Here is an 18,687-nt window from a genome sequence, read left to right as displayed (position 1 = left end):
CACCAAGGGGGCTTTTTTTATTTAAAATCCATCACGAGCGGGGAATTAAGGTAAGATATAAAAAAGTCAATACATGTAACTTTAAGCGAATGAAAGTCTTGCAGAAAGGGAAGAGGGTATAAAAATAAGAATAAAATAGTAGATCGGAGGAGAATGCATTGCGAAGCGAACAAGAAATGATGGCGCTGTTTTTAGATTTTGCGAAAAACGATGAGCGAATTCGCTTAGTCACGTTAGAAGGGTCACGTACAAATAAAACGATCACTCCTGATAAATTTCAGGATTATGATATTTCTTACTTTGTAACGGATATGGACTCGTTTAAAGAAAATGACCAGTGGCTTGATCAATTCGGAAAAGCAATAATGATGCAAAAGCCGGAGGACATGAAGCTTTTTCCGCCTGAATTAGGCAATTGGTTTTCCTATATTATTCTTTTTGATGATGGCAACAAATTGGATTTAACCCTTATTCCTCTCAACGAAGTCAAAGACTACTTTTCTCAAAGTGATGGCCTAGTGGAAGTTTTACTTGATAAAGATCGGCTCGTCAAAAATGAAATTGTTGCCGATGATCGCCACTATTGGATAAAAAAGCCAACAGAAAGAGAGTTTGATGATTGTTGCAATGAATTCTGGATGGTTTCCACCTATGTGGTTAAAGGATTAGCCAGAAAGGAAATCCTCTTTGCTATCGACCATTTAAATGAAATTGCTCGGCCTAACTTGTTGAGAATGATGGCTTGGTACGTTGGCTCAGAGCGAGGATATACGTTTAGTGTGGGGAAAAATTATAAATTTATTGATCGCTATCTTCCTAAAGAGGATTGGGAAGCACTGCTTTCGACATATTGTGAGAAGGGCTATGCAGAAACGTGGCAATCTTTATTTACTTGTTATGAGCTTTTTAGAAAATACTCGAAAGGATTATCGGCCAGTCTTGGCTACAACTATCCAGAGTATGACGAAGCGGTTACTGCCTATTCTAATAGTATCTACGATTCATTGTCATAAAACCTGTTTTATTCTTGAAAAGAAGCTGTGGAAGAACAAAGACAAGAGAGTGAGCATAGCTGAAGTTTGATGTTTAGTGGGGTCAAAGGATTGCTCGAAATGGAGAATATTAGCGACAAAATGTAAAGACGAAAATCGCCGATAGCTAGCGGCCAAATCCGCTGGCTTTCCTTGATGGTCAACTACTTGATCTTTCAAATTCAATAAACTTCATTTACAATGGCAATGCATAAACAATTTCATATGGAGGTGATTCGTATTGAGCGAGCCAAATATGCGTATCACACTAGCGGTAGGGCCAAATTGTGAATTAGAAGCATTCTCTTTACGGTCTGTACTTGAGTATTATGGAGCGCGTGTACATATGCACTGGATAGGGAGGCCCAATGATTTAGTTGGTATTTTATCTGGTAAAACAAGGGACAAAAGCGATTATTTAATTTTATGTTTTCACGGGGAAGAAGGGCAATTTATATTGCCAGAATTGGCTGAAGACGTTTATGTAGAAAATGAACCTCGTTCCTGTTATTTTGGAGCCGAAGACGTGTTGCAGCATGCACATTTAGAGGGTGTTCACGTCGTGGCTACAGGTTGTACTTTAGGTGATAAAAAACTAGCCGAAGCGTTTAAACACGGCAAAGCGGAATCATACATTGCACCAAAGGATGATGTGGATGGAAATGCCTCTCTTCTATTCGTGTTAATGTTTATGTATGAATTAATAAATAACAGTAGTACAACAAGGACAGCTTTTGAGCGAGCGCAAGCAATTGATGATGAAACCGGTTTATATCAATTATTCTTTTAGTAGCCTAAAACGTAGCTTGCACTAGTGAAATAAGCATTTTCGTCAATCCATCTTTACATATGCTACTTGACCGCTTTGATCTAAGTAAGAAAAAAACGACGATCGTAGGGTGACAACGCAAAACGAGGCGACTGGTTTTGGTCTTCTGTATAGATTCACTGATAAAAGATTGGACGTAGAAGGGAAATAAAGGAAATGGGTTATGTAATCGGCTATATTGTTGGTAGATTGTTAGGGGCATTTTTGATAGCATTATTGATCACATGGCTATGCGGTCTTGTTTACCGCGGCATTAAAAAGAAAAAAATGCCTAAGTTTTGGCTGCTATTTGCTATTTTGGCTGTTGCTGTTTTTATATTATCAGCGATCGGTACACTTGCACAGCAATAATATAACTAAGTAAAGCCTAGGTTGTTCCTTCCTTTCCTATGTAGCTTGGATAGGCATATATGCATACAAATGTAAGACAGTATACGATGCGAAAGGAAGAGAAGATGAACGACTATAGGCGATGGGCTCTTCATCAATGCCCACCTCAAGCTGTGTTTTTAAGACAATTTCCCCCGGTTGATACGACTGAATTGACGGAGTCTGTTCATCAGTTTGAGTTTTTGCTTAAACAGAGTCAACTCCTGTTGCACCAATTAGGGAACCGGCCATTTGCGAAACGTCTAATGGAAGCTGCGCAAAAGAGCGACAACCTAACTGTGCAGCACATGATTCAATCTGTTCCAGGGTTAACTGCTGTTAACGACATTAAGTTTTCACCAACAGGCATTGTGTTCCAATTAGCATCTCTAGCCATTAGTGTAGGCGGCAATTGCTGCGCAATGTCGATTGTTCTTAAATGGGGGTAATTTTTACTGTACCTCTAAGTTTAATATCATAGTATTAGCAATAAAGGCTATGGAAGGCTTATCCTTAAATAACAGCAGGAAAAGCCTTCTATATTATTGTTTAAACAATAATAAAAACAATGATATTCGTAGATCCATATAAAATGTGGTATAATGACAGTTAGTGTTACGATTGTGTTGTAATAAATATTTTTTAAAAAAGTATTGTCTATGCAGAATGATTATGCTATATTATTACTTGTCGCTGGCGAGCTAGCGAAACAATTTAAATAAAACAAGCGCCCGTAGCTCAACTGGATAGAGTACTTGACTACGAATCAAGCGGTTAGAGGTTCGAATCCTCTCGGGCGCGCCATTGCGGGAAGTAGCTCAGCTTGGCAGAGCACTTGGTTTGGGACCAAGGGGTCGCAGGTTCAAATCCTGTCTTCCCGACCATCTGTAATGTATTGCACAATATAATACGCGGGTGTAGTTTAGTGGTAAAACCTCAGCCTTCCAAGCTGATGATGTGGGTTCGATTCCCATCACCCGCTCCATCTTAAAGATTTTAGTAGATTATGATTTTTTGGGCCTGTAGCTCAGCTGGTTAGAGCGCACGCCTGATAAGCGTGAGGTCGGTGGTTCAAGTCCACTCAGGCCCACCATTGCAAAAAAGTAGTTGACTTTTTTGGTGGGAAACTGTATGATAGAAAAGTCGCTAAAAAACGACTGACAAACGAGTCCTTTGAAAACTGAACAAAAGCCAAGCGTAAAAAGAGATACAAGGTATCTCGTCAATGAATGATAGTGAGCCACAACTTCGGTTGTGCAATGAGCTAATCGAACTTTTTAACGGAGAGTTTGATCCTGGCTCAGGACGAACGCTGGCGGCGTGCCTAATACATGCAAGTCGAGCGGAGTTTCAAGAAGCTTGCTTTTTGAAACTTAGCGGCGGACGGGTGAGTAACACGTGGGCAACCTGCCCTTTAGACTGGGATAACTCCGGGAAACCGGAGCTAATACCGGATAATCCCTTTCTCCACCTGGAGAGAGGGTGAAAGATGGCTTCGGCTATCACTAAGGGATGGGCCCGCGGCGCATTAGCTAGTTGGTAAGGTAACGGCTTACCAAGGCGACGATGCGTAGCCGACCTGAGAGGGTGATCGGCCACACTGGGACTGAGACACGGCCCAGACTCCTACGGGAGGCAGCAGTAGGGAATCTTCCGCAATGGACGAAAGTCTGACGGAGCAACGCCGCGTGAGTGAGGAAGGCCTTCGGGTCGTAAAGCTCTGTTGTGAGGGAAGAAGCGGTACCGTTCGAATAGGGCGGTACCTTGACGGTACCTCACCAGAAAGCCACGGCTAACTACGTGCCAGCAGCCGCGGTAATACGTAGGTGGCAAGCGTTGTCCGGAATTATTGGGCGTAAAGCGCGCGCAGGCGGCTTCTTAAGTCTGATGTGAAATCTCGGGGCTCAACCCCGAGCGGCCATTGGAAACTGGGGAGCTTGAGTGCAGAAGAGGAGAGTGGAATTCCACGTGTAGCGGTGAAATGCGTAGAGATGTGGAGGAACACCAGTGGCGAAGGCGACTCTCTGGTCTGTAACTGACGCTGAGGCGCGAAAGCGTGGGGAGCAAACAGGATTAGATACCCTGGTAGTCCACGCCGTAAACGATGAGTGCTAGGTGTTAGGGGTTTCGATGCCCGTAGTGCCGAAGTTAACACATTAAGCACTCCGCCTGGGGAGTACGGCCGCAAGGCTGAAACTCAAAGGAATTGACGGGGACCCGCACAAGCAGTGGAGCATGTGGTTTAATTCGAAGCAACGCGAAGAACCTTACCAGGTCTTGACATCCTTTGACCACCCAAGAGATTGGGCTTCCCCTTCGGGGGCAAAGTGACAGGTGGTGCATGGTTGTCGTCAGCTCGTGTCGTGAGATGTTGGGTTAAGTCCCGCAACGAGCGCAACCCTTGATCTTAGTTGCCAGCATTCAGTTGGGCACTCTAAGGTGACTGCCGGTGACAAACCGGAGGAAGGTGGGGATGACGTCAAATCATCATGCCCCTTATGACCTGGGCTACACACGTGCTACAATGGATGGTACAAAGGGCAGCGAAACCGCGAGGTGAAGCCAATCCCATAAAGCCATTCTCAGTTCGGATTGCAGGCTGCAACTCGCCTGCATGAAGCCGGAATTGCTAGTAATCGCGGATCAGCATGCCGCGGTGAATACGTTCCCGGGTCTTGTACACACCGCCCGTCACACCACGAGAGTTTGTAACACCCGAAGTCGGTGAGGCAACCTTTTGGAGCCAGCCGCCTAAGGTGGGACAAATGATTGGGGTGAAGTCGTAACAAGGTAGCCGTATCGGAAGGTGCGGCTGGATCACCTCCTTTCTATGGAGTTTTTACTCTAGTCGATGTATGATCTTCTGGTCATATAGCGCTTAGGCTATTGTTCAGTTTTGAGAGGACTCAAAACTCTCGATTAAATGCTATTGCTCCTGCGGTTACTCGTCGCAAGGCAGCACGAAGCATAAACTGAGAAGTGTTACATGATGTAATTGAAATCAGTAGCCTTGTTCAGTTTTGAGAGGACTCAAAACTCTCATTTGTTCCATTAATTATTCCCCATATTGATTGACTAATTCATACTTTTAGATACAACTTAAACTTTAATAATGTGTATTTAAGGTAGAGATGTCAAAAGAGGGGCCTGTAGCTCAGCTGGTTAGAGCGCACGCCTGATAAGCGTGAGGTCGGTGGTTCAAGTCCACTCAGGCCCACCATAAACGAATTAATAGGAACAAAAGGGGGCCTTAGCTCAGCTGGGAGAGCGCCTGCTTTGCACGCAGGAGGTCAGCGGTTCGATCCCGCTAGGCTCCACCATTTACTAGGTTCTTTGAAAACTGAATCCAGAAATAACTCAAATTGATCTTTGTTCATCGGTTGTATAACTGTTTGAACGAGACGTCAAGAATTCAATGCATACCTTTTTATGTATTTTTTTATTTCACAAAGAGAACCGACGGTTGTCTGACGTGAAAAAGGATAAGTTAGAAAGGGCGCACGGTGAATGCCTTGGCACTAGGAGCCGATGAAGGACGCGACGAACCGCGATAGGCTTCGGGGAGCTGTAAGTAAGCTTCGATCCGGAGATTTCCGAATGGGGGAACCCACCATCCGTAATGGGATGGTACTGGCATCTGAACACATAGGATGTCGAGAGGCAGACCCGGGGAACTGAAACATCTAAGTACCCGGAGGAAGAGAAAGCAAATGCGATTTCCTGAGTAGCGGCGAGCGAAACGGAAACAGCCCAAACCAAGAGGCTTGCCTCTTGGGGTTGTAGGACACTCAACAACGGAGTGATCAAGAAACGGAGTAGGTGAACTGTCTGGAAAGGCAGGCCGAAGAAGGTAACAGCCCTGTAGCTGAAACTTCGTTTCCTCCAGAGTGGATCCTGAGTACGGCGGGACACGTGAAACCCCGTCGGAATCCGGGAGGACCATCTCCCAAGGCTAAATACTCCCTAGTGACCGATAGTGAACCAGTACCGTGAGGGAAAGGTGAAAAGCACCCCGGAAGGGGAGTGAAAGAGATCCTGAAACCGTGTGCCTACAACTAGTCAGAGCCCGTTAACGGGTGATGGCGTGCCTTTTGTAGAATGAACCGGCGAGTTACGGTATCGTGCAAGGTTAAGCTGATGAAGCGGAGCCGCAGCGAAAGCGAGTCTGAATAGGGCGCCTAAGTACGATGCCGTAGACCCGAAACCGGGTGATCTACCCATGTCCAGGGTGAAGGTCGGGTAACACCGACTGGAGGCCCGAACCCACGCAAGTTGAAAATTGCGGGGATGAGGTGTGGGTAGGGGTGAAATGCCAATCGAACTCGGAAATAGCTGGTTCTCCCCGAAATAGCTTTAGGGCTAGCCTCGAGTGATGAGTCTTGGAGGTAGAGCACTGATTGGACGAGGGGTCCCCACAGGATTACCGAATTCAGTCAAACTCCGAATGCCAATGACTTTAACTCGGGAGTCAGACTGCGAGTGCTAAGATCCGTAGTCAAGAGGGAAACAGCCCAGACCATCAGCTAAGGTCCCCAAGTATACGTTAAGTGGAAAAGGATGTGGAGTTGCCCAGACAACCAGGATGTTGGCTTAGAAGCAGCCATCATTGAAAGAGTGCGTAATAGCTCACTGGTCGAGTGACTCTGCGCCGAAAATGTACCGGGGCTAAACGTATCACCGAAGCTATGGCAATCCCGTATGGGATTGGGTAGGGGAGCGTTCCAAGGACAGCGAAGCCAGATCGTGAGGACTGGTGGAGTGCTTGGAAGTGAGAATGCCGGTATGAGTAGCGAAAAGATAGGTGAGAATCCTATCCGTCGAAAGCCCAAGGTTTCCTGAGGAAGGCTCGTCCGCTCAGGGTTAGTCGGGACCTAAGCCGAGGCCGAAAGGCGTAGGCGATGGACAACAGGTTGATATTCCTGTACCACCTCGTATTTGTTTGAACGATGGGGGGACGCAGAAAGGTAGGGTGAGCGCGCCGCTGGCTGTGCGCGTCGAAGCATGCAAGGCTGGAACATAGGCAAATCCGTGTTCCGTAAGGCTGAGCTGTGACCGTGAAGGACCTTCGGGTCCGAAATCCCTGATCCTCCGCTGCCGAGAAAAGCCTCTAGTGAGAATACAGGTGCCCGTACCGCAAACCGACACAGGTAGGCGAGAAGAGAATTCTAAGACGCTCGGGAGAACTCTCGTTAAGGAACTCGGCAAAATGACCCCGTAACTTCGGGAGAAGGGGTGCTCTAGTAGGGTTAACCGCCCGAGAGAGCCGCAGTGAAAGGATCCAAGCGACTGTTTAGCAAAAACACAGGTCTCTGCGAAGCCGTAAGGCGAAGTATAGGGGCTGACACCTGCCCGGTGCTGGAAGGTTAAGAGGAAGGGTCATCCCTCACGGGAGAAGCTCTGAATTGAAGCCCCAGTAAACGGCGGCCGTAACTATAACGGTCCTAAGGTAGCGAAATTCCTTGTCGGGTAAGTTCCGACCCGCACGAATGGTGCAACGACTTGGATACTGTCTCAACGAGAGACCCGGTGAAATTATAGTACCTGTGAAGATGCAGGTTACCCGCGACAGGACGGAAAGACCCCATGGAGCTTTACTGTAGCTTGATAGTGAGTGTTGGTATCATCTGTACAGGATAGGTAGGAGCCTTGGAAACCGGAGCGCTAGCTTCGGTGGAGGCGTCGGTGGGATACTACCCTGATGGTGCTGGCATTCTAACCTCGACCCGTGATCCGGGCCAGGGACATTGTCAGGTGGGCAGTTTGACTGGGGCGGTCGCCTCCTAAACAGTAACGGAGGCGCCCAAAGGTTCCCTCAGAATGGTTGGAAATCATTCGTAGAGTGCAAAGGCAGAAGGGAGCTTGACTGCGAGACCTACAAGTCGAGCAGGGACGAAAGTCGGGCTTAGTGATCCGGCGGTGCCGTATGGAAGGGCCGTCGCTCAACGGATAAAAGCTACCCTGGGGATAACAGGCTTATCTCCCCCAAGAGTCCACATCGACGGGGAGGTTTGGCACCTCGATGTCGGCTCGTCGCATCCTGGGGCTGAAGTAGGTCCCAAGGGTTGGGCTGTTCGCCCATTAAAGCGGCACGCGAGCTGGGTTCAGAACGTCGTGAGACAGTTCGGTCCCTATCCGTCGCGGGCGTAGGAAATTTGAGAGGAGCTGTCCTTAGTACGAGAGGACCGGGATGGACATACCGCTGGTGTACCAGTTGTTCCGCCAGGAGCATCGCTGGGTAGCTACGTATGGACGGGATAAGTGCTGAAAGCATCTAAGCATGAAGCCCCCCTCAAGATGAGATTTCCCATGGCGTAAGCCAGTAAGACCCCTTAGAGATGATGAGGTTGATAGGTCAGAAGTGGAAGCGTGGCGACACGTGGAGCGGACTGATACTAATCGGTCGAGGACTTATCCTATCCATTCTTGACAATTGAGTCTATTTCGGATTTAGTTTTGAAAGAATCACCGATTCTTTCTATACTTACACTTCAGTGCAGACGAAGCCATTCGCCGCATCTGAAGCAAAGCGATTGACAAAGAGAAGCAAGAAGGTCGAGGATCGGAAGTGTTCGACTGAAGGAGCGTACAAACGTACGTGACTGAAGAAGAATCACGAACGAGACGAAGAGATTCGCCGCTTATCTGAAGTCAATTAGAGTCCGGTGACAATGGCAAAGAGGTCACACCCGTTCCCATGCCGAACACGGCCGTTAAGCTCTTTTGCGCCGATGGTAGTTGGAGGCTTCCTCCCGTGAGAGTAGGACGTTGCCGGGCAAATACTAAAGACACCTGAACAGGTGTCTTTTTTGTTATATGCAGGAAGCAAAAGAGCGACTGCTTCGGAGAAGCAGAGTTAAATGCATACAGTTAACTCTGCGCTTTTATTCCCCACTATACATTCAGTCGGCTCTTCTAAGTTTATTAACTATTTTTTTAACACCTATTTCAACGAACACAAAAAACAAGTAAAAAAAGGCAACATTGATGACGAGCCCTATCAGATTAATATCTGCAAAATTAAACTGTTGTGTTACTGATATCCATGTAGCAGGAAACCCTAGATCATACCTAATAGTATTGTAATTATTAGTGTTAATGTATACACCGACTTTAGGGATAACAGTTATAATAAATACCGCCAATAAACTAAAGAAAAATTTGTTCTTTTTACTATCCAACAGCCTCATTTTCGCACTTCCTAACTTGGGATCTTTGAGGGCTATCTATTTTTTACAAGTTATTGAGTCAATAGGTAGAGTGAACAAAAGTCTCACTCTACCCAGCCAGTTGAGAAAGGCTCTGTTTTAATCGAGAGCGTCGACGGCTTTTAACAAAAATAGAGAAAAATGTACCGAGTGAATCAATCCTTCTGTACATGCGGATGAATATTGCCTAGCACGGCCAGCAGTTTTGCTTCTTGCGTACCGGGGTTGTAAACGAAATGCGGTACATTTGCTTTTAGATAAATACTATCCCCTTCGGACAAGCTATAGGTTCTTGAACCCGTCCTATACTCGATGCAGCCTTCCAGCACATAGCAAAACTCCACAAAATCATGTGTGACCATCTCGTCGTAATCCGTTTGCTTCGCTGCGATTTCCACCACCATGACCGACATATCCGGCTTCTCCCCGTTCTTCAATTGGGGTGGCGACAGTAGCCGATATTTGGCATGAGCCTCTGGAAATGTTTTTACGATCGTCTCTTCCTCTGCCGTAATTAAAATTTCTGACGGCGCTTCAAACTCCAGGAGGGACAGCAATTCGACGTTTAGCGTTGTGGCCAGCTTACGAAAAACAGACAAAGAGGGCTCCGCCAAATTGCGTTCAATTTGCGAAATGTAGGCAGGGGTGACACCGATCATTTCGGCCAAAACCGTAGATGACAGCCCACGCTCACGCCTTAATTCCCTGATTTTCTCTCCGTTCAGCTTAAAGGAAACGTCCTTGTTCAATGGGCTAGCCTCCTATCGTCGACTTGTTAATCCATAGAATGACAGTCGGAGTTTGCCCTGGATTAAAAAGATAATGTCCGGTTTTCCTCGGGATAAAAATGCTGCCACCTTCTGCAATGGTTACGGCTTCATTGCCATAGCGGTATTCAAGCTGGCCTTCGAGGACATAAATGCATTCGTCCCTATCCATAGATACATCCTCTGTCGTGATGCGTTCATGAGGAGGGACAGAGAGGCGGAGCACTTCGATTTCCGGAGGCTGGGCGCTCCGCCACGCTAGCGGTGTCAAAACTTCACATTCTTGGCCCAAGTTGAGAAACTTAATGGATGGCCTTTCTTTTTTCCTCAGTACGACGACCTCATCGGTTGCTTCTTCGGCAAAAAGCATTGTTGCCGGAATGCCTAGCTTCTCAGAAAGGGCACGGAGCATCGGTAAAGACGGCTCTTGACGGTTGTTTTCCAGGTTGGACAAATAACCCGTAGTGACTCCAAGCTGTTTGGCTAGCTCTGTTAGAGTAAGGCTTTTTTGTTTTCTTGCTTCTCGCAATCGATCTCCTAACATAATTTTTCCCCTTTGGCGGTTTCGGTCTATAGTTCAGCCCTATTGTTTCTTTATGAACTGGATTGGTTCGACTGTACCTTCAAACGGTATGCTTAACGAGTTAATTCGGCCATCAAAGCCCGTAGCAAAGGAAAGGGGAAGTGGACCGCTCAATAATTCAAACGTAAAAATGTCATAGTGGAGATGTTTCACATCCATTGAATGGCCGTGATAGTCCATGTGCAGTGCGTCGCCTTGGACGGTAATGTAGATATCTCCATAGCCAGAGTGAGTATACGTCCCTCTATACTCCTCTAAAGCATGGCTGCACGGCTTGTTGTCGATTTTTGTATCATAGATGGCGTGCAGCTGCCCCTTCATCGTAGTTACCAAAGCGTTCATTCCATCTTGGTATAAAGAAAACCAGTTGTTTTGGCCTTGGCAGCGTAAATGTCCGTCATATACTTCCATAGATAACGCCGTTCCAAACAAATTGCTATTTGCATTCGTCAGAATGGCGATTCCAATATTTTCATCTGGCATAAAGGAGATTAATGCAGAACCTCCATTCACATTTCCGCCGTGGTCCACCACTTTATGGCCGCGGAAAGAATCGACCGTCCATCCGAGCGCATAGCCAACCCTTACTCGTTCCGGGAAATCAAATGGCAGGATCTGATAGGAAATAATTGGCTTGAACAGTTCTTGAAAAATGGCCGAATCGATCAACGGATGGTCTTCTGCTTTACCACCACTTAGATTAAAGACGATCCACTTGGCTAACTCGTTAATGGTCGTATTAATGGAACCGGCGGGCCCCATTGCATCAATCACCAATGGCACATTTTCTTCATTGACCCCATCCTCGTTCGGTGTATATAATCTCGCGTATTTGCCGCTTGGATCTGGATATGGAATGCGAAAACTGTAATCTCGCATGCCTAGCGGCGCAAGCAGTTTCTCTTCGACGAATTGTTCCCATGTCTGGCCGCTGATTTTTTCAATTAAATAGCCGATGACGCCATACATGTGATTTTGATACTGAAAACCGCTTCTGAACGGGATATTATTCTTTAAATGACGAATCCGATTGACTGCTAAATCTTCACGGCTCAGATCATCCCAATGAACCCACATAAACTCGTGCCTTGGGAGCCCTGTTCTGTGGCAAAGTAAATCACGTGTCGTGGCCTGCATGGTAGCGACCGGGTCGAAAAGCTCAAATTCCGGCATATACGTACGGATCGGCGTATCCAAATCCAATTTTCCTTCACTTACCAAAATTGCAGCAGCAGCAGCTGTGAACGACTTGGTAGAGGAGCCTATAGGCAGCAGATGATCTTGCGTCATGGGAATGTTTTGTTCCAAGTTGGCATATCCAAAAGCTTCGGAATAAATAACAGCACCATCTTTGATAATGGCGACCTGTGCGCCGGGTACGTTCATATCGGACATCGCATCTCGGATGGTTTTATCTAGACCTTTCAATATGTCGTTGCTCATGTTTATTCCTCCTAGAGGTATCGTTTTGTTTAAAAACAGATGGGATGCCACACTAAAAAAATTAAAGAACTATTCTATCATTTTAAAGGAAAAAATATAATTGTAAATATAAATACAGGATATTTTATTTTTATATTAACATTTTGGAGACGTGGCTATTTTAATAGAGTACTGAACGATCAATAAGAAGAGTAGACATGAAACGTCCATGTCTGATACTATGAGCAGCACGTGTATCTAGGCACATAAATAACCCGCGGCCCCGCGGGTTATTCAGACTGTAGACAAACGCTCGCATACTTCGTCGTTTGCCTCGGTCATATGCTCATGAACCCCCGTTCTATTCGCATCTTCCCTCGGCTGCACTCCTCGTCTGACAAGCGTTTTCTATCAGTCTGAGGGCGGTTATCGACTTTGTCGACAACCTCAATAACCCGCGGCCCCGCGGGTTATTCCAAAAAAGCACGAGCACTCCCATGTAAAGGAGTTGCCAGCTGTCCTTGGCAGCTATTCTATTACCGTTGTTCGACTGCGACTGATTTCACATGTTCAATGTTCTTGACCCGATCGTATAACTCTGTCATGTACATGGTTCTTGGAATAGAAAGAGCCATGTCTAGTTGTTGGCCGCCTTGGTCAACGTCTTTTATTTTCACGTCGCGAATGACGATGTTTCTTTGCTTCCGTTCTTTCCAAGTACTTTCTTTTCGTTGCAGTTGTTTAATCAAGTGTGTGGAGTCTGCTTCTTCAAACATGACAACGCGAAGAGCAACATCGACTTGACTTAGCGATGTAGGACCGATGTGCTTTAACAAAGCTGGAATTAAGTTAACTGCAATGAGAATGAGTATGACTGTGATAAGCGATTCAACGTAAAAACCGGCACCAATGGCAATGCCGATTCCAGATGCTGCCCAAATCATGGCTGCTGTTGTTAGTCCGGAAATAACATCGTTGCTTCTCCGTAAAATGACCCCTGCCCCAAGGAAACCAACACCACTGACGATTTGAGCAGCGAGTCGCATTGGGTCCATATTTTGCGTTCCCTCGCCAGCAGATGAGTAATGCATGTATGCTTCTACTGAGACGATGGTTATTAAACAACTAGCGATGCAGATGACCATGCTTGTTTTTAAACCGAGTGGCTTATGCTTGATTTGCCGGTCAATGCCAATCAGGAACCCTGAAAACAGGGCGGCGCTTAATTTTAGTAAAATAATATCCATGTTATCACCTTCTTCATTAAGTATCAGTTTATCTATATGGGAAAATGTATGGAGCCATTCAAAACAAGTTGTCTAAAGGAATGGACTTATAGTAAAATCGGTTTAATCTTACAGAATGGGGCAAATTACGTGAAAATCGTCTATACCTACGCCGCCGTCGCTTTAGGAGGCGCCCTCGGCGGTGCTTTTCGTTTTATCTTAACGATTATCTTCCCTTTTCACAACTGGCCATGGGGAATTTTTACTACAAATCTAGGAGGATGTTTTCTTTTAGGTTTTCTCACTCCAATTTTGCAGTTAACAAAGTCTGTTCCTCTTGCTGTAAAAAAAGGCATCACCGTCGGATTGATTGGTGGATTTACAACGATGTCAACGTTCGCGGCTGATACGATCGCCATGTTGCAAAACGGTCATTTGTTTGGAGGAAGCGTGTATTTGTTGGCCACTGTTACAGGGGGAATGGGCTGTGTCGCCCTTGGATCAGTTTTAGGAGCGAGAAAGCAGACGAGATGATGTATGTAATAATGGGCGGCGCAGTTGGGGCGTGTTTCCGGTTTGCTGTAAGTGAGTGTTGGTTGAAATTTGGAAAGAACGTTCAATTAATGACGGCGGTATTTGTCATCAATATAAGTGGATGTGCGATGTTAGGGTGTGTTTTGGCCAAGCCTTTGCCGGAAGGAATTGAGTTGCTGTTTATTAGTATGCTGGGCGGATTTACGACGTTTTCAACTTTTTGTATGGAAGCATATGAACTATGGCGCCTCAAAAAGCGTAAACAAGCCATGATTTACCTGGCTATATCCGTTATCGGTTCGCTGTTTGGTTTTATGTTTGGATGGAATGTAAGAGCATAGGAGAGAGGGAGAGAAGCGTGGAACCATTTTTTAATACAAAATCCGTACATTTTTTGCAAAAAGAAAAAGGGGAAAATCAAAGCAAAGCACGGCCTATTTATCAAACTTCAGCCTTTGTTTTTAAGGATTTAGCTGATATGGAGCAATATTTCAAAGGCGAAAAGGACTATTTGTATACCCGGTATGGAAATCCGAATACCGATGATCTTGGCAAAGGGGTAGCATTGCTTGAATGTGCAGAAGACGGAGTTGCCACTTCTTCAGGAATGTCGGCTATTCTTTGTGCCATTTTAGCTTTTTGCAAAACAGGTGACCATCTAATTGCGACGATGGATGTCTATGGAGGCACGTATGCTTTGCTTGAAAAAGAGCTTTCTTTATTTGGAATTGAAGTGAGTTTTGTCCATCCGAGTGAGAATTGGGAAGCTTCTATTAAAAGCAATACAAAGGGTGTATTTGCTGAAACGATTTCCAACCCCCTTGTTCGAGTGGAGAACTTGGAGGACTTGATTGACACAGCTAAAAGACATGACCTTTTAGTAATCGTTGATAACACGTTTGCGACGCCATATTTGTTGCAGCCTTATGTGTTAGGTGCAGATTTGGTCATCCATAGTGCTACCAAATACATTGGTGGGCACAGTGATGTAACTGCCGGTGTAATTGTAGGCAGACAGGAGCTTGTTGATCAAGCGAGGGCGCGCGTGATTGCGTTAGGAAGCAACTTGAGTCCTTTTGAAGCATGGCTTGCCTGCCGTGGTCTTAAAACGCTTGCTCTGCGCATGGAAAGGCAATGCCAAAATGCAGCCGAACTAGCTACAACGATGCAAGAGACGGATGGTGTGAAGCATGTTTACTATCCACCATTTGTCTCTGAAAAAGGAAACGGGGCGATTGTTAGCATTGAGCTCGACCAAAAGGCTAATGTCGAACGCTTTTTTTCTGCCTTTACTTTCGTTAAAGTAGCACCAACATTAGCTGGTGTAGAGACGTCGATTTCGTATCCGTTAAATACATCCCACCGGTCTGTTCCTGAAGAAATGCGAAAGGCATTAAATATTGGCACGCATCTTATCCGTATTTCTGTAGGAATTGAAGATGGCCGAAACATTATTGCCGAATTTCAAGAAGCGGTAAGGAAAAGCTTGCTATAAATACCAGTAGAAAACTAAAAAACGGCGGATCGATCCGCCGTTTTTAAATATTGTAGCCAAGCAAAAAAGTTATGATCTGTGATTGCCTGAGACAATCGAATCGATAAACTGCGTAAACATCGGCAAATCCACTGCAACCAGTGCTGGCAAGAGAACAATTCCAAGTATAAGCGCGACAGGTGTGAGCAGGATCATACGTAATGCTCGTTTCATAAAATCATCTCCTTTTCGTCACAAAACTGTCATGAAAAAGACTTGAAATTTACTATACTCCTATTTTCAAAGAAACACAACCAATTTGTTTGCTTTTTTTATAAAAAAAGCATTGTTATTGTAAAATAAATATGGTATATTAATTGTTGTCGACGGAAATGCTAGTAGCGAAACACTACAGAGCGACGCGAGGTGGAGCAACGAACGAAGTGAGTTGTCTCGACGCAACAACATCCCTGAATAAGCAAGCAGAGGAAGAGACAGTTCATTCTCTTTCAAACAATAGTACCAAAAAACCAATATTTTTTAGAGCGACGCGGGGTGGAGCAACGAGCGAAAGCGAGTTGTCTCGACGCAACAAACATCCCTGAATAAGCAAGCAGAGGAAGAGACAGTTCATTCTCTTTCAAACAATAGTACCAAAAAACCAATATTTTTTAGAGCGACGCGGGGTGGAGCAACGAGCGAAAGCGAGTTGTCTCGACGCAAAAACCTCCCCGGATAAGCTAGTAGAGGAAGAGACAGTCCTCTTTCAAACAATAGCACCAAAAAATCAACATTTTTAGAGCGACGCGGGGTGGAGCAACGAACGAAGTGAGTTGTCTCGACGCAACAAACGTCCCTGAATAAGCAAGCAGAGGAAGAGACAGTCCTCTTTCAAACAATAGCAAAGCAAAATCCCATTTATTTATAGCGACGCGGGGTGGAGCAGTCTGGTAGCTCGTCGGGCTCATAACCCGAAGGTCGGCGGTTCAAATCCGTCCCCCGCAATACCAAAAGCTGAGGCTGATGTCTCGGCTTTTTTCTGTTTTAGAGCTTTTTAAAGAAAGGGGTACTGACATGGACGACGAATTTTCTTTTATTCGCAGCATCGTGCCGCGGGAAACATACCAGGAGAGGCTAACGCATGGAATTGGGGATGACGCGGCTGTTTATACAGGTAAGGATGCTTGGGATGAAGTGGTTTGTGTAGATGCCATGGTAGAAGGCGTCCACTTTCGTAAAGACACGTTAAGTCCATTCCAAATTGGTCGTAAAGCGCTTGCGATCAATGTCAGTGACTTGGCGGCAATGGGAGCCGTTCCCCAATTTTATTTAGTTTCGATTGCGATCCCGCCAAGTTGGAGCGCTGAAGAACTAACTTCCCTTTATGATGGAATGAGGGCAGTTGGCGATCGTTACGGGATGGATTTAATTGGCGGCGATACAGTCTCTATAAAAGATTCTCTTGTTCTTTCTGTGACGGCAATAGGACGTGTCAAGAAAGGTTGCGCTCTTTTTAGAAGCCAAGCTCGGCCAGGAGATGTCGTATTTGTGACGGGGCCTGTTGGCGGATCTGCGGCTGGATTGGAGTTGCTTGATCAGCGGGGTCGGTTTGGGGCATTTACTGAACAGGAACAACGATATGTGCTAATGCATCAAGAACCGGTCCCACAAGTGGAAATGGGGAAGATGCTGGCCGAACAACCTTATCGAGTAGCACTTAATGACATTAGTGACGGACTTGCGAGCGAGAGTATGGAATTAGCAGAAGCGAGCGATGTCCAACTCGTTTTGGATAAGCAGAAAGTGTTGGAACTTTCTCCGCAAATCGATTCTGTTTTGCCGGAAAAAAGGGTAAAATGGAGTTTGAATGGCGGAGAGGACTTCCAGTTGGTAGGAACAATGAGCGATAGCGCCTTTTCGGCTTGCTGTGAAGTAGCACAGCAGCAAGGGCGGCGCTTGTATAAAATAGGGTTTGTCCGCGCCGGAGAGCCAGCGGTTTTTTTGGCTTCTGACACAGGTGAACAAGCGCTGCAAATGAGTGGATACAATCATTTTAAACGTAGGTGATGACATGACTGACTGGAGAGCACAAACAAATTCAGTTGAGGAAACAATTGAGCTAGCTGCGGCACTTGGAAGCATGTTAAAACCTGGAGATGTCGTGACGCTCGATGGCGACCTTGGAGCAGGGAAAACCCATTTTGCGAAAGGCATTGCCGTTGCCCTTGGCGTAAATGGTGTCGTCAATAGTCCAACATTTACGATCATTAAAGAATATGAGGGCAACATGCCCTTTTATCATATGGATTTATACCGAGCAGAAGGGCAAGTTCAAGACTTAGGGTTGGAAGAATATTTCTATGGGGACGGCGTTACGGTTGTAGAGTGGGCAAGCCTTTTGGAAGAAGCGCTTCCGAACAACCGGTTTGCTTGTTCGATTCATTTGCTTAGTGAAACGAAAAGGGAGCTTATCCTAAAACCAGTTGGCGAGGAGAATCGGACACGTTTGGAGGGGCTTAGGCAATGGCAAAAATTCTAGCAATGGATACATCCTCCTATAAGCTCGGTGTTGCTGTAAGTGACGGTGATACCGTTATAGGGGAATACATGACACAGTTGAAAAAGAACCATGCTTTGCGGCTTATGCCTGCTGTAGAATCGCTTTTACAAGAAGTAGGGATAAAGCCAGCTGATCTTGATGTTATTGCTGTTGCGAAAGGCCCCGGTTCTTATACAGGAGTGCGGATGGCGACAACAGCTGCGAAGACATTGGCTTGGACGCTTGGCCTTCCGCTTGTGGCGATTTCAACGATTGAGCTTATGGCACAAGCAGGTACTTATTTTCATGGCTATGTTGTCCCAATCATTGATGCGAGACGACAAACGGTGTTTACAGGTGCTTATCGCAGCGGCGGGGCTCGAGACATAACGATGGAACTGCCTGATCGACATAGCTCTTTAACAGACTGGCTCTCCGATTTGCAAACGCTCGATGGCCCGTTTTTGTTTGTCGGCGAGGATGCCCGTCTTCACCGTGAAGCGATCGTGGCAGCACTTGGGGAACAGGCTGTATTTGCCCCTAGGATGCTTGCTGATGCACGACCTGGCGAGCTTTGTGCGCTTGCGAGCAAGCGGGAACCAATTCAACATGTCCATGCGTTCGAGCCAATGTACTTGCGCCAAGCGGAGGCGGAGGTGAACTGGCAGCGTGCACAAAAGGACAGACACGAAGGCTTATATTAGACAA

Annotated in this window: 15 protein-coding genes, 7 tRNA genes and 3 rRNA genes; 20 read left to right on the top strand and 5 right to left on the bottom strand. The window is 46.0% G+C overall.

Features of this window, described 5'->3' with window-relative positions:
• Positions 1–158 precede the first annotated feature (158 nt).
• The 13 genes from ant(6) (at position 159) to rrf (ending at position 9,003) form a co-directional block, all read left to right on the top strand.
• Positions 159–1,013 carry an aminoglycoside 6-adenylyltransferase gene (ant(6), locus tag BC8716_RS02020; protein WP_094423706.1) on the top strand — a complete coding sequence of 285 codons (855 nt, stop codon included), beginning with the start codon at positions 159–161 and terminating at the stop codon, positions 1,011–1,013.
• Between the two features lie 259 nt (positions 1,014–1,272).
• On the top strand, positions 1,273–1,821 hold the full coding sequence (locus tag BC8716_RS02015; RefSeq protein ID WP_094423705.1) for a delta-aminolevulinic acid dehydratase: 549 nt from the start codon (positions 1,273–1,275) through the stop codon (positions 1,819–1,821).
• Positions 1,822–2,016: 195 nt separating this feature from the next.
• Positions 2,017–2,211: a hypothetical protein gene (locus tag BC8716_RS02010; RefSeq protein ID WP_094423704.1), complete on the top strand. Its 195-nt coding sequence runs from the start codon at positions 2,017–2,019 to the stop codon at positions 2,209–2,211.
• A gap of 104 nt (positions 2,212–2,315) precedes the next feature.
• The gene (locus BC8716_RS02005; RefSeq protein WP_094423703.1) at positions 2,316–2,678 is read left to right on the top strand and encodes a YuzC family spore coat inner layer protein; all 363 of its coding nucleotides are present in this window, start codon (positions 2,316–2,318) and stop codon (positions 2,676–2,678) included.
• Positions 2,679–2,956: 278 nt separating this feature from the next.
• Positions 2,957–3,033: transfer RNA gene (locus BC8716_RS02000), tRNA-Arg, on the top strand.
• Positions 3,034–3,036: 3 nt separating this feature from the next.
• A tRNA-Pro gene (locus BC8716_RS01995) sits at positions 3,037–3,113 on the top strand.
• Positions 3,114–3,140: 27 nt separating this feature from the next.
• Positions 3,141–3,214: transfer RNA gene (locus BC8716_RS01990), tRNA-Gly, on the top strand.
• A gap of 31 nt (positions 3,215–3,245) precedes the next feature.
• A tRNA-Ile gene (locus tag BC8716_RS01985) sits at positions 3,246–3,322 on the top strand.
• 184 nt (positions 3,323–3,506) lie between these two features.
• Positions 3,507–5,057, top strand: a 16S ribosomal RNA gene (locus BC8716_RS01980).
• Positions 5,058–5,372: 315 nt separating this feature from the next.
• Positions 5,373–5,449: transfer RNA gene (locus tag BC8716_RS01975), tRNA-Ile, on the top strand.
• A 24-nt stretch (positions 5,450–5,473) separates the two neighbouring features.
• Positions 5,474–5,549, top strand: a tRNA-Ala gene (locus BC8716_RS01970).
• A gap of 160 nt (positions 5,550–5,709) precedes the next feature.
• Positions 5,710–8,645 (top strand): 23S ribosomal RNA (locus BC8716_RS01965).
• A gap of 242 nt (positions 8,646–8,887) precedes the next feature.
• Positions 8,888–9,003, top strand: a 5S ribosomal RNA gene (gene rrf / locus BC8716_RS01960).
• Together the 16S, 23S and 5S rRNA genes with 6 tRNA genes alongside form the textbook arrangement of a ribosomal RNA operon.
• Before the next feature lie 586 nt (positions 9,004–9,589).
• On the opposite strand, the gene BC8716_RS01950 is transcribed toward rrf, so the two are convergent.
• The 4 genes from BC8716_RS01950 to BC8716_RS01935 form a co-directional block, all read right to left on the bottom strand.
• Positions 9,590–10,183 carry a helix-turn-helix domain-containing protein gene (locus BC8716_RS01950; RefSeq protein WP_094423701.1) on the bottom strand — a complete coding sequence of 198 codons (594 nt, stop codon included), beginning with the start codon at positions 10,181–10,183 and terminating at the stop codon, positions 9,590–9,592.
• A 4-nt stretch (positions 10,184–10,187) separates the two neighbouring features.
• Positions 10,188–10,745, bottom strand: a complete 558-nt coding sequence (locus tag BC8716_RS01945; RefSeq protein WP_094423700.1) for a helix-turn-helix domain-containing protein — start codon at positions 10,743–10,745, stop codon at positions 10,188–10,190.
• A gap of 39 nt (positions 10,746–10,784) precedes the next feature.
• A complete protein-coding gene (locus BC8716_RS01940) occupies positions 10,785–12,227 on the bottom strand; it encodes a serine hydrolase (protein ID WP_094423699.1) in 1,443 nt (480 codons plus the stop codon).
• Positions 12,228–12,742: 515 nt separating this feature from the next.
• Positions 12,743–13,453 carry an MgtC/SapB family protein gene (locus BC8716_RS01935; RefSeq protein ID WP_011245718.1) on the bottom strand — a complete coding sequence of 237 codons (711 nt, stop codon included), beginning with the start codon at positions 13,451–13,453 and terminating at the stop codon, positions 12,743–12,745.
• Between the two features lie 129 nt (positions 13,454–13,582).
• On the opposite strand from BC8716_RS01935, the gene BC8716_RS01930 reads away from it, so the two are divergent.
• The 3 genes from BC8716_RS01930 to BC8716_RS01920 are packed head-to-tail and all read left to right on the top strand — an operon-like array spanning position 13,583 to position 15,461.
• Positions 13,583–13,966, top strand: a complete 384-nt coding sequence (locus BC8716_RS01930; protein ID WP_157730332.1) for a fluoride efflux transporter FluC — start codon at positions 13,583–13,585, stop codon at positions 13,964–13,966.
• Positions 13,963–14,307: a fluoride efflux transporter FluC gene (locus BC8716_RS01925; RefSeq protein ID WP_094423697.1), complete on the top strand. Its 345-nt coding sequence runs from the start codon at positions 13,963–13,965 to the stop codon at positions 14,305–14,307. Before BC8716_RS01930 ends, BC8716_RS01925 begins: the two co-directional genes overlap by 4 nt.
• A gap of 17 nt (positions 14,308–14,324) precedes the next feature.
• Positions 14,325–15,461, top strand: a complete 1,137-nt coding sequence (locus tag BC8716_RS01920) for a trans-sulfuration enzyme family protein (RefSeq protein WP_094423696.1) — start codon at positions 14,325–14,327, stop codon at positions 15,459–15,461.
• Positions 15,462–15,530: 69 nt separating this feature from the next.
• Here BC8716_RS01920 and BC8716_RS22250 read toward each other — a convergent pair whose 3' ends face one another.
• Positions 15,531–15,674: a hypothetical protein gene (locus BC8716_RS22250; RefSeq protein ID WP_157730331.1), complete on the bottom strand. Its 144-nt coding sequence runs from the start codon at positions 15,672–15,674 to the stop codon at positions 15,531–15,533.
• Between the two features lie 697 nt (positions 15,675–16,371).
• Between BC8716_RS22250 and BC8716_RS01915 the strand changes: the two genes are divergently transcribed.
• The 4 genes from BC8716_RS01915 (at position 16,372) to tsaB (ending at position 18,683) form a co-directional block, all read left to right on the top strand.
• Positions 16,372–16,445 (top strand) — tRNA-Met (locus tag BC8716_RS01915).
• Between the two features lie 69 nt (positions 16,446–16,514).
• Entirely contained in the window at positions 16,515–17,507 is a 993-nt protein-coding gene (thiL, locus tag BC8716_RS01910; RefSeq protein ID WP_094423695.1) for a thiamine-phosphate kinase, read from the top strand.
• Between the two features lie 4 nt (positions 17,508–17,511).
• On the top strand, positions 17,512–17,979 hold the full coding sequence (tsaE, locus tag BC8716_RS01905) for a tRNA (adenosine(37)-N6)-threonylcarbamoyltransferase complex ATPase subunit type 1 TsaE (RefSeq protein ID WP_094423694.1): 468 nt from the start codon (positions 17,512–17,514) through the stop codon (positions 17,977–17,979).
• Complete coding sequence (gene tsaB, locus BC8716_RS01900; protein ID WP_094423693.1) at positions 17,964–18,683, top strand: tRNA (adenosine(37)-N6)-threonylcarbamoyltransferase complex dimerization subunit type 1 TsaB; 720 nt, start codon at positions 17,964–17,966, stop codon at positions 18,681–18,683. The genes tsaE and tsaB overlap by 16 nt, the downstream gene beginning before the upstream one ends.
• Positions 18,684–18,687 lie beyond the last annotated feature (4 nt).

The organism is Shouchella clausii (assembly GCF_002250115.1).
In the GTDB taxonomy this organism is placed as follows: domain Bacteria; phylum Bacillota; class Bacilli; order Bacillales; family Bacillaceae_D; genus Shouchella; species Shouchella clausii.
This window is presented reverse-complemented; position numbering and strand designations above follow the sequence as displayed.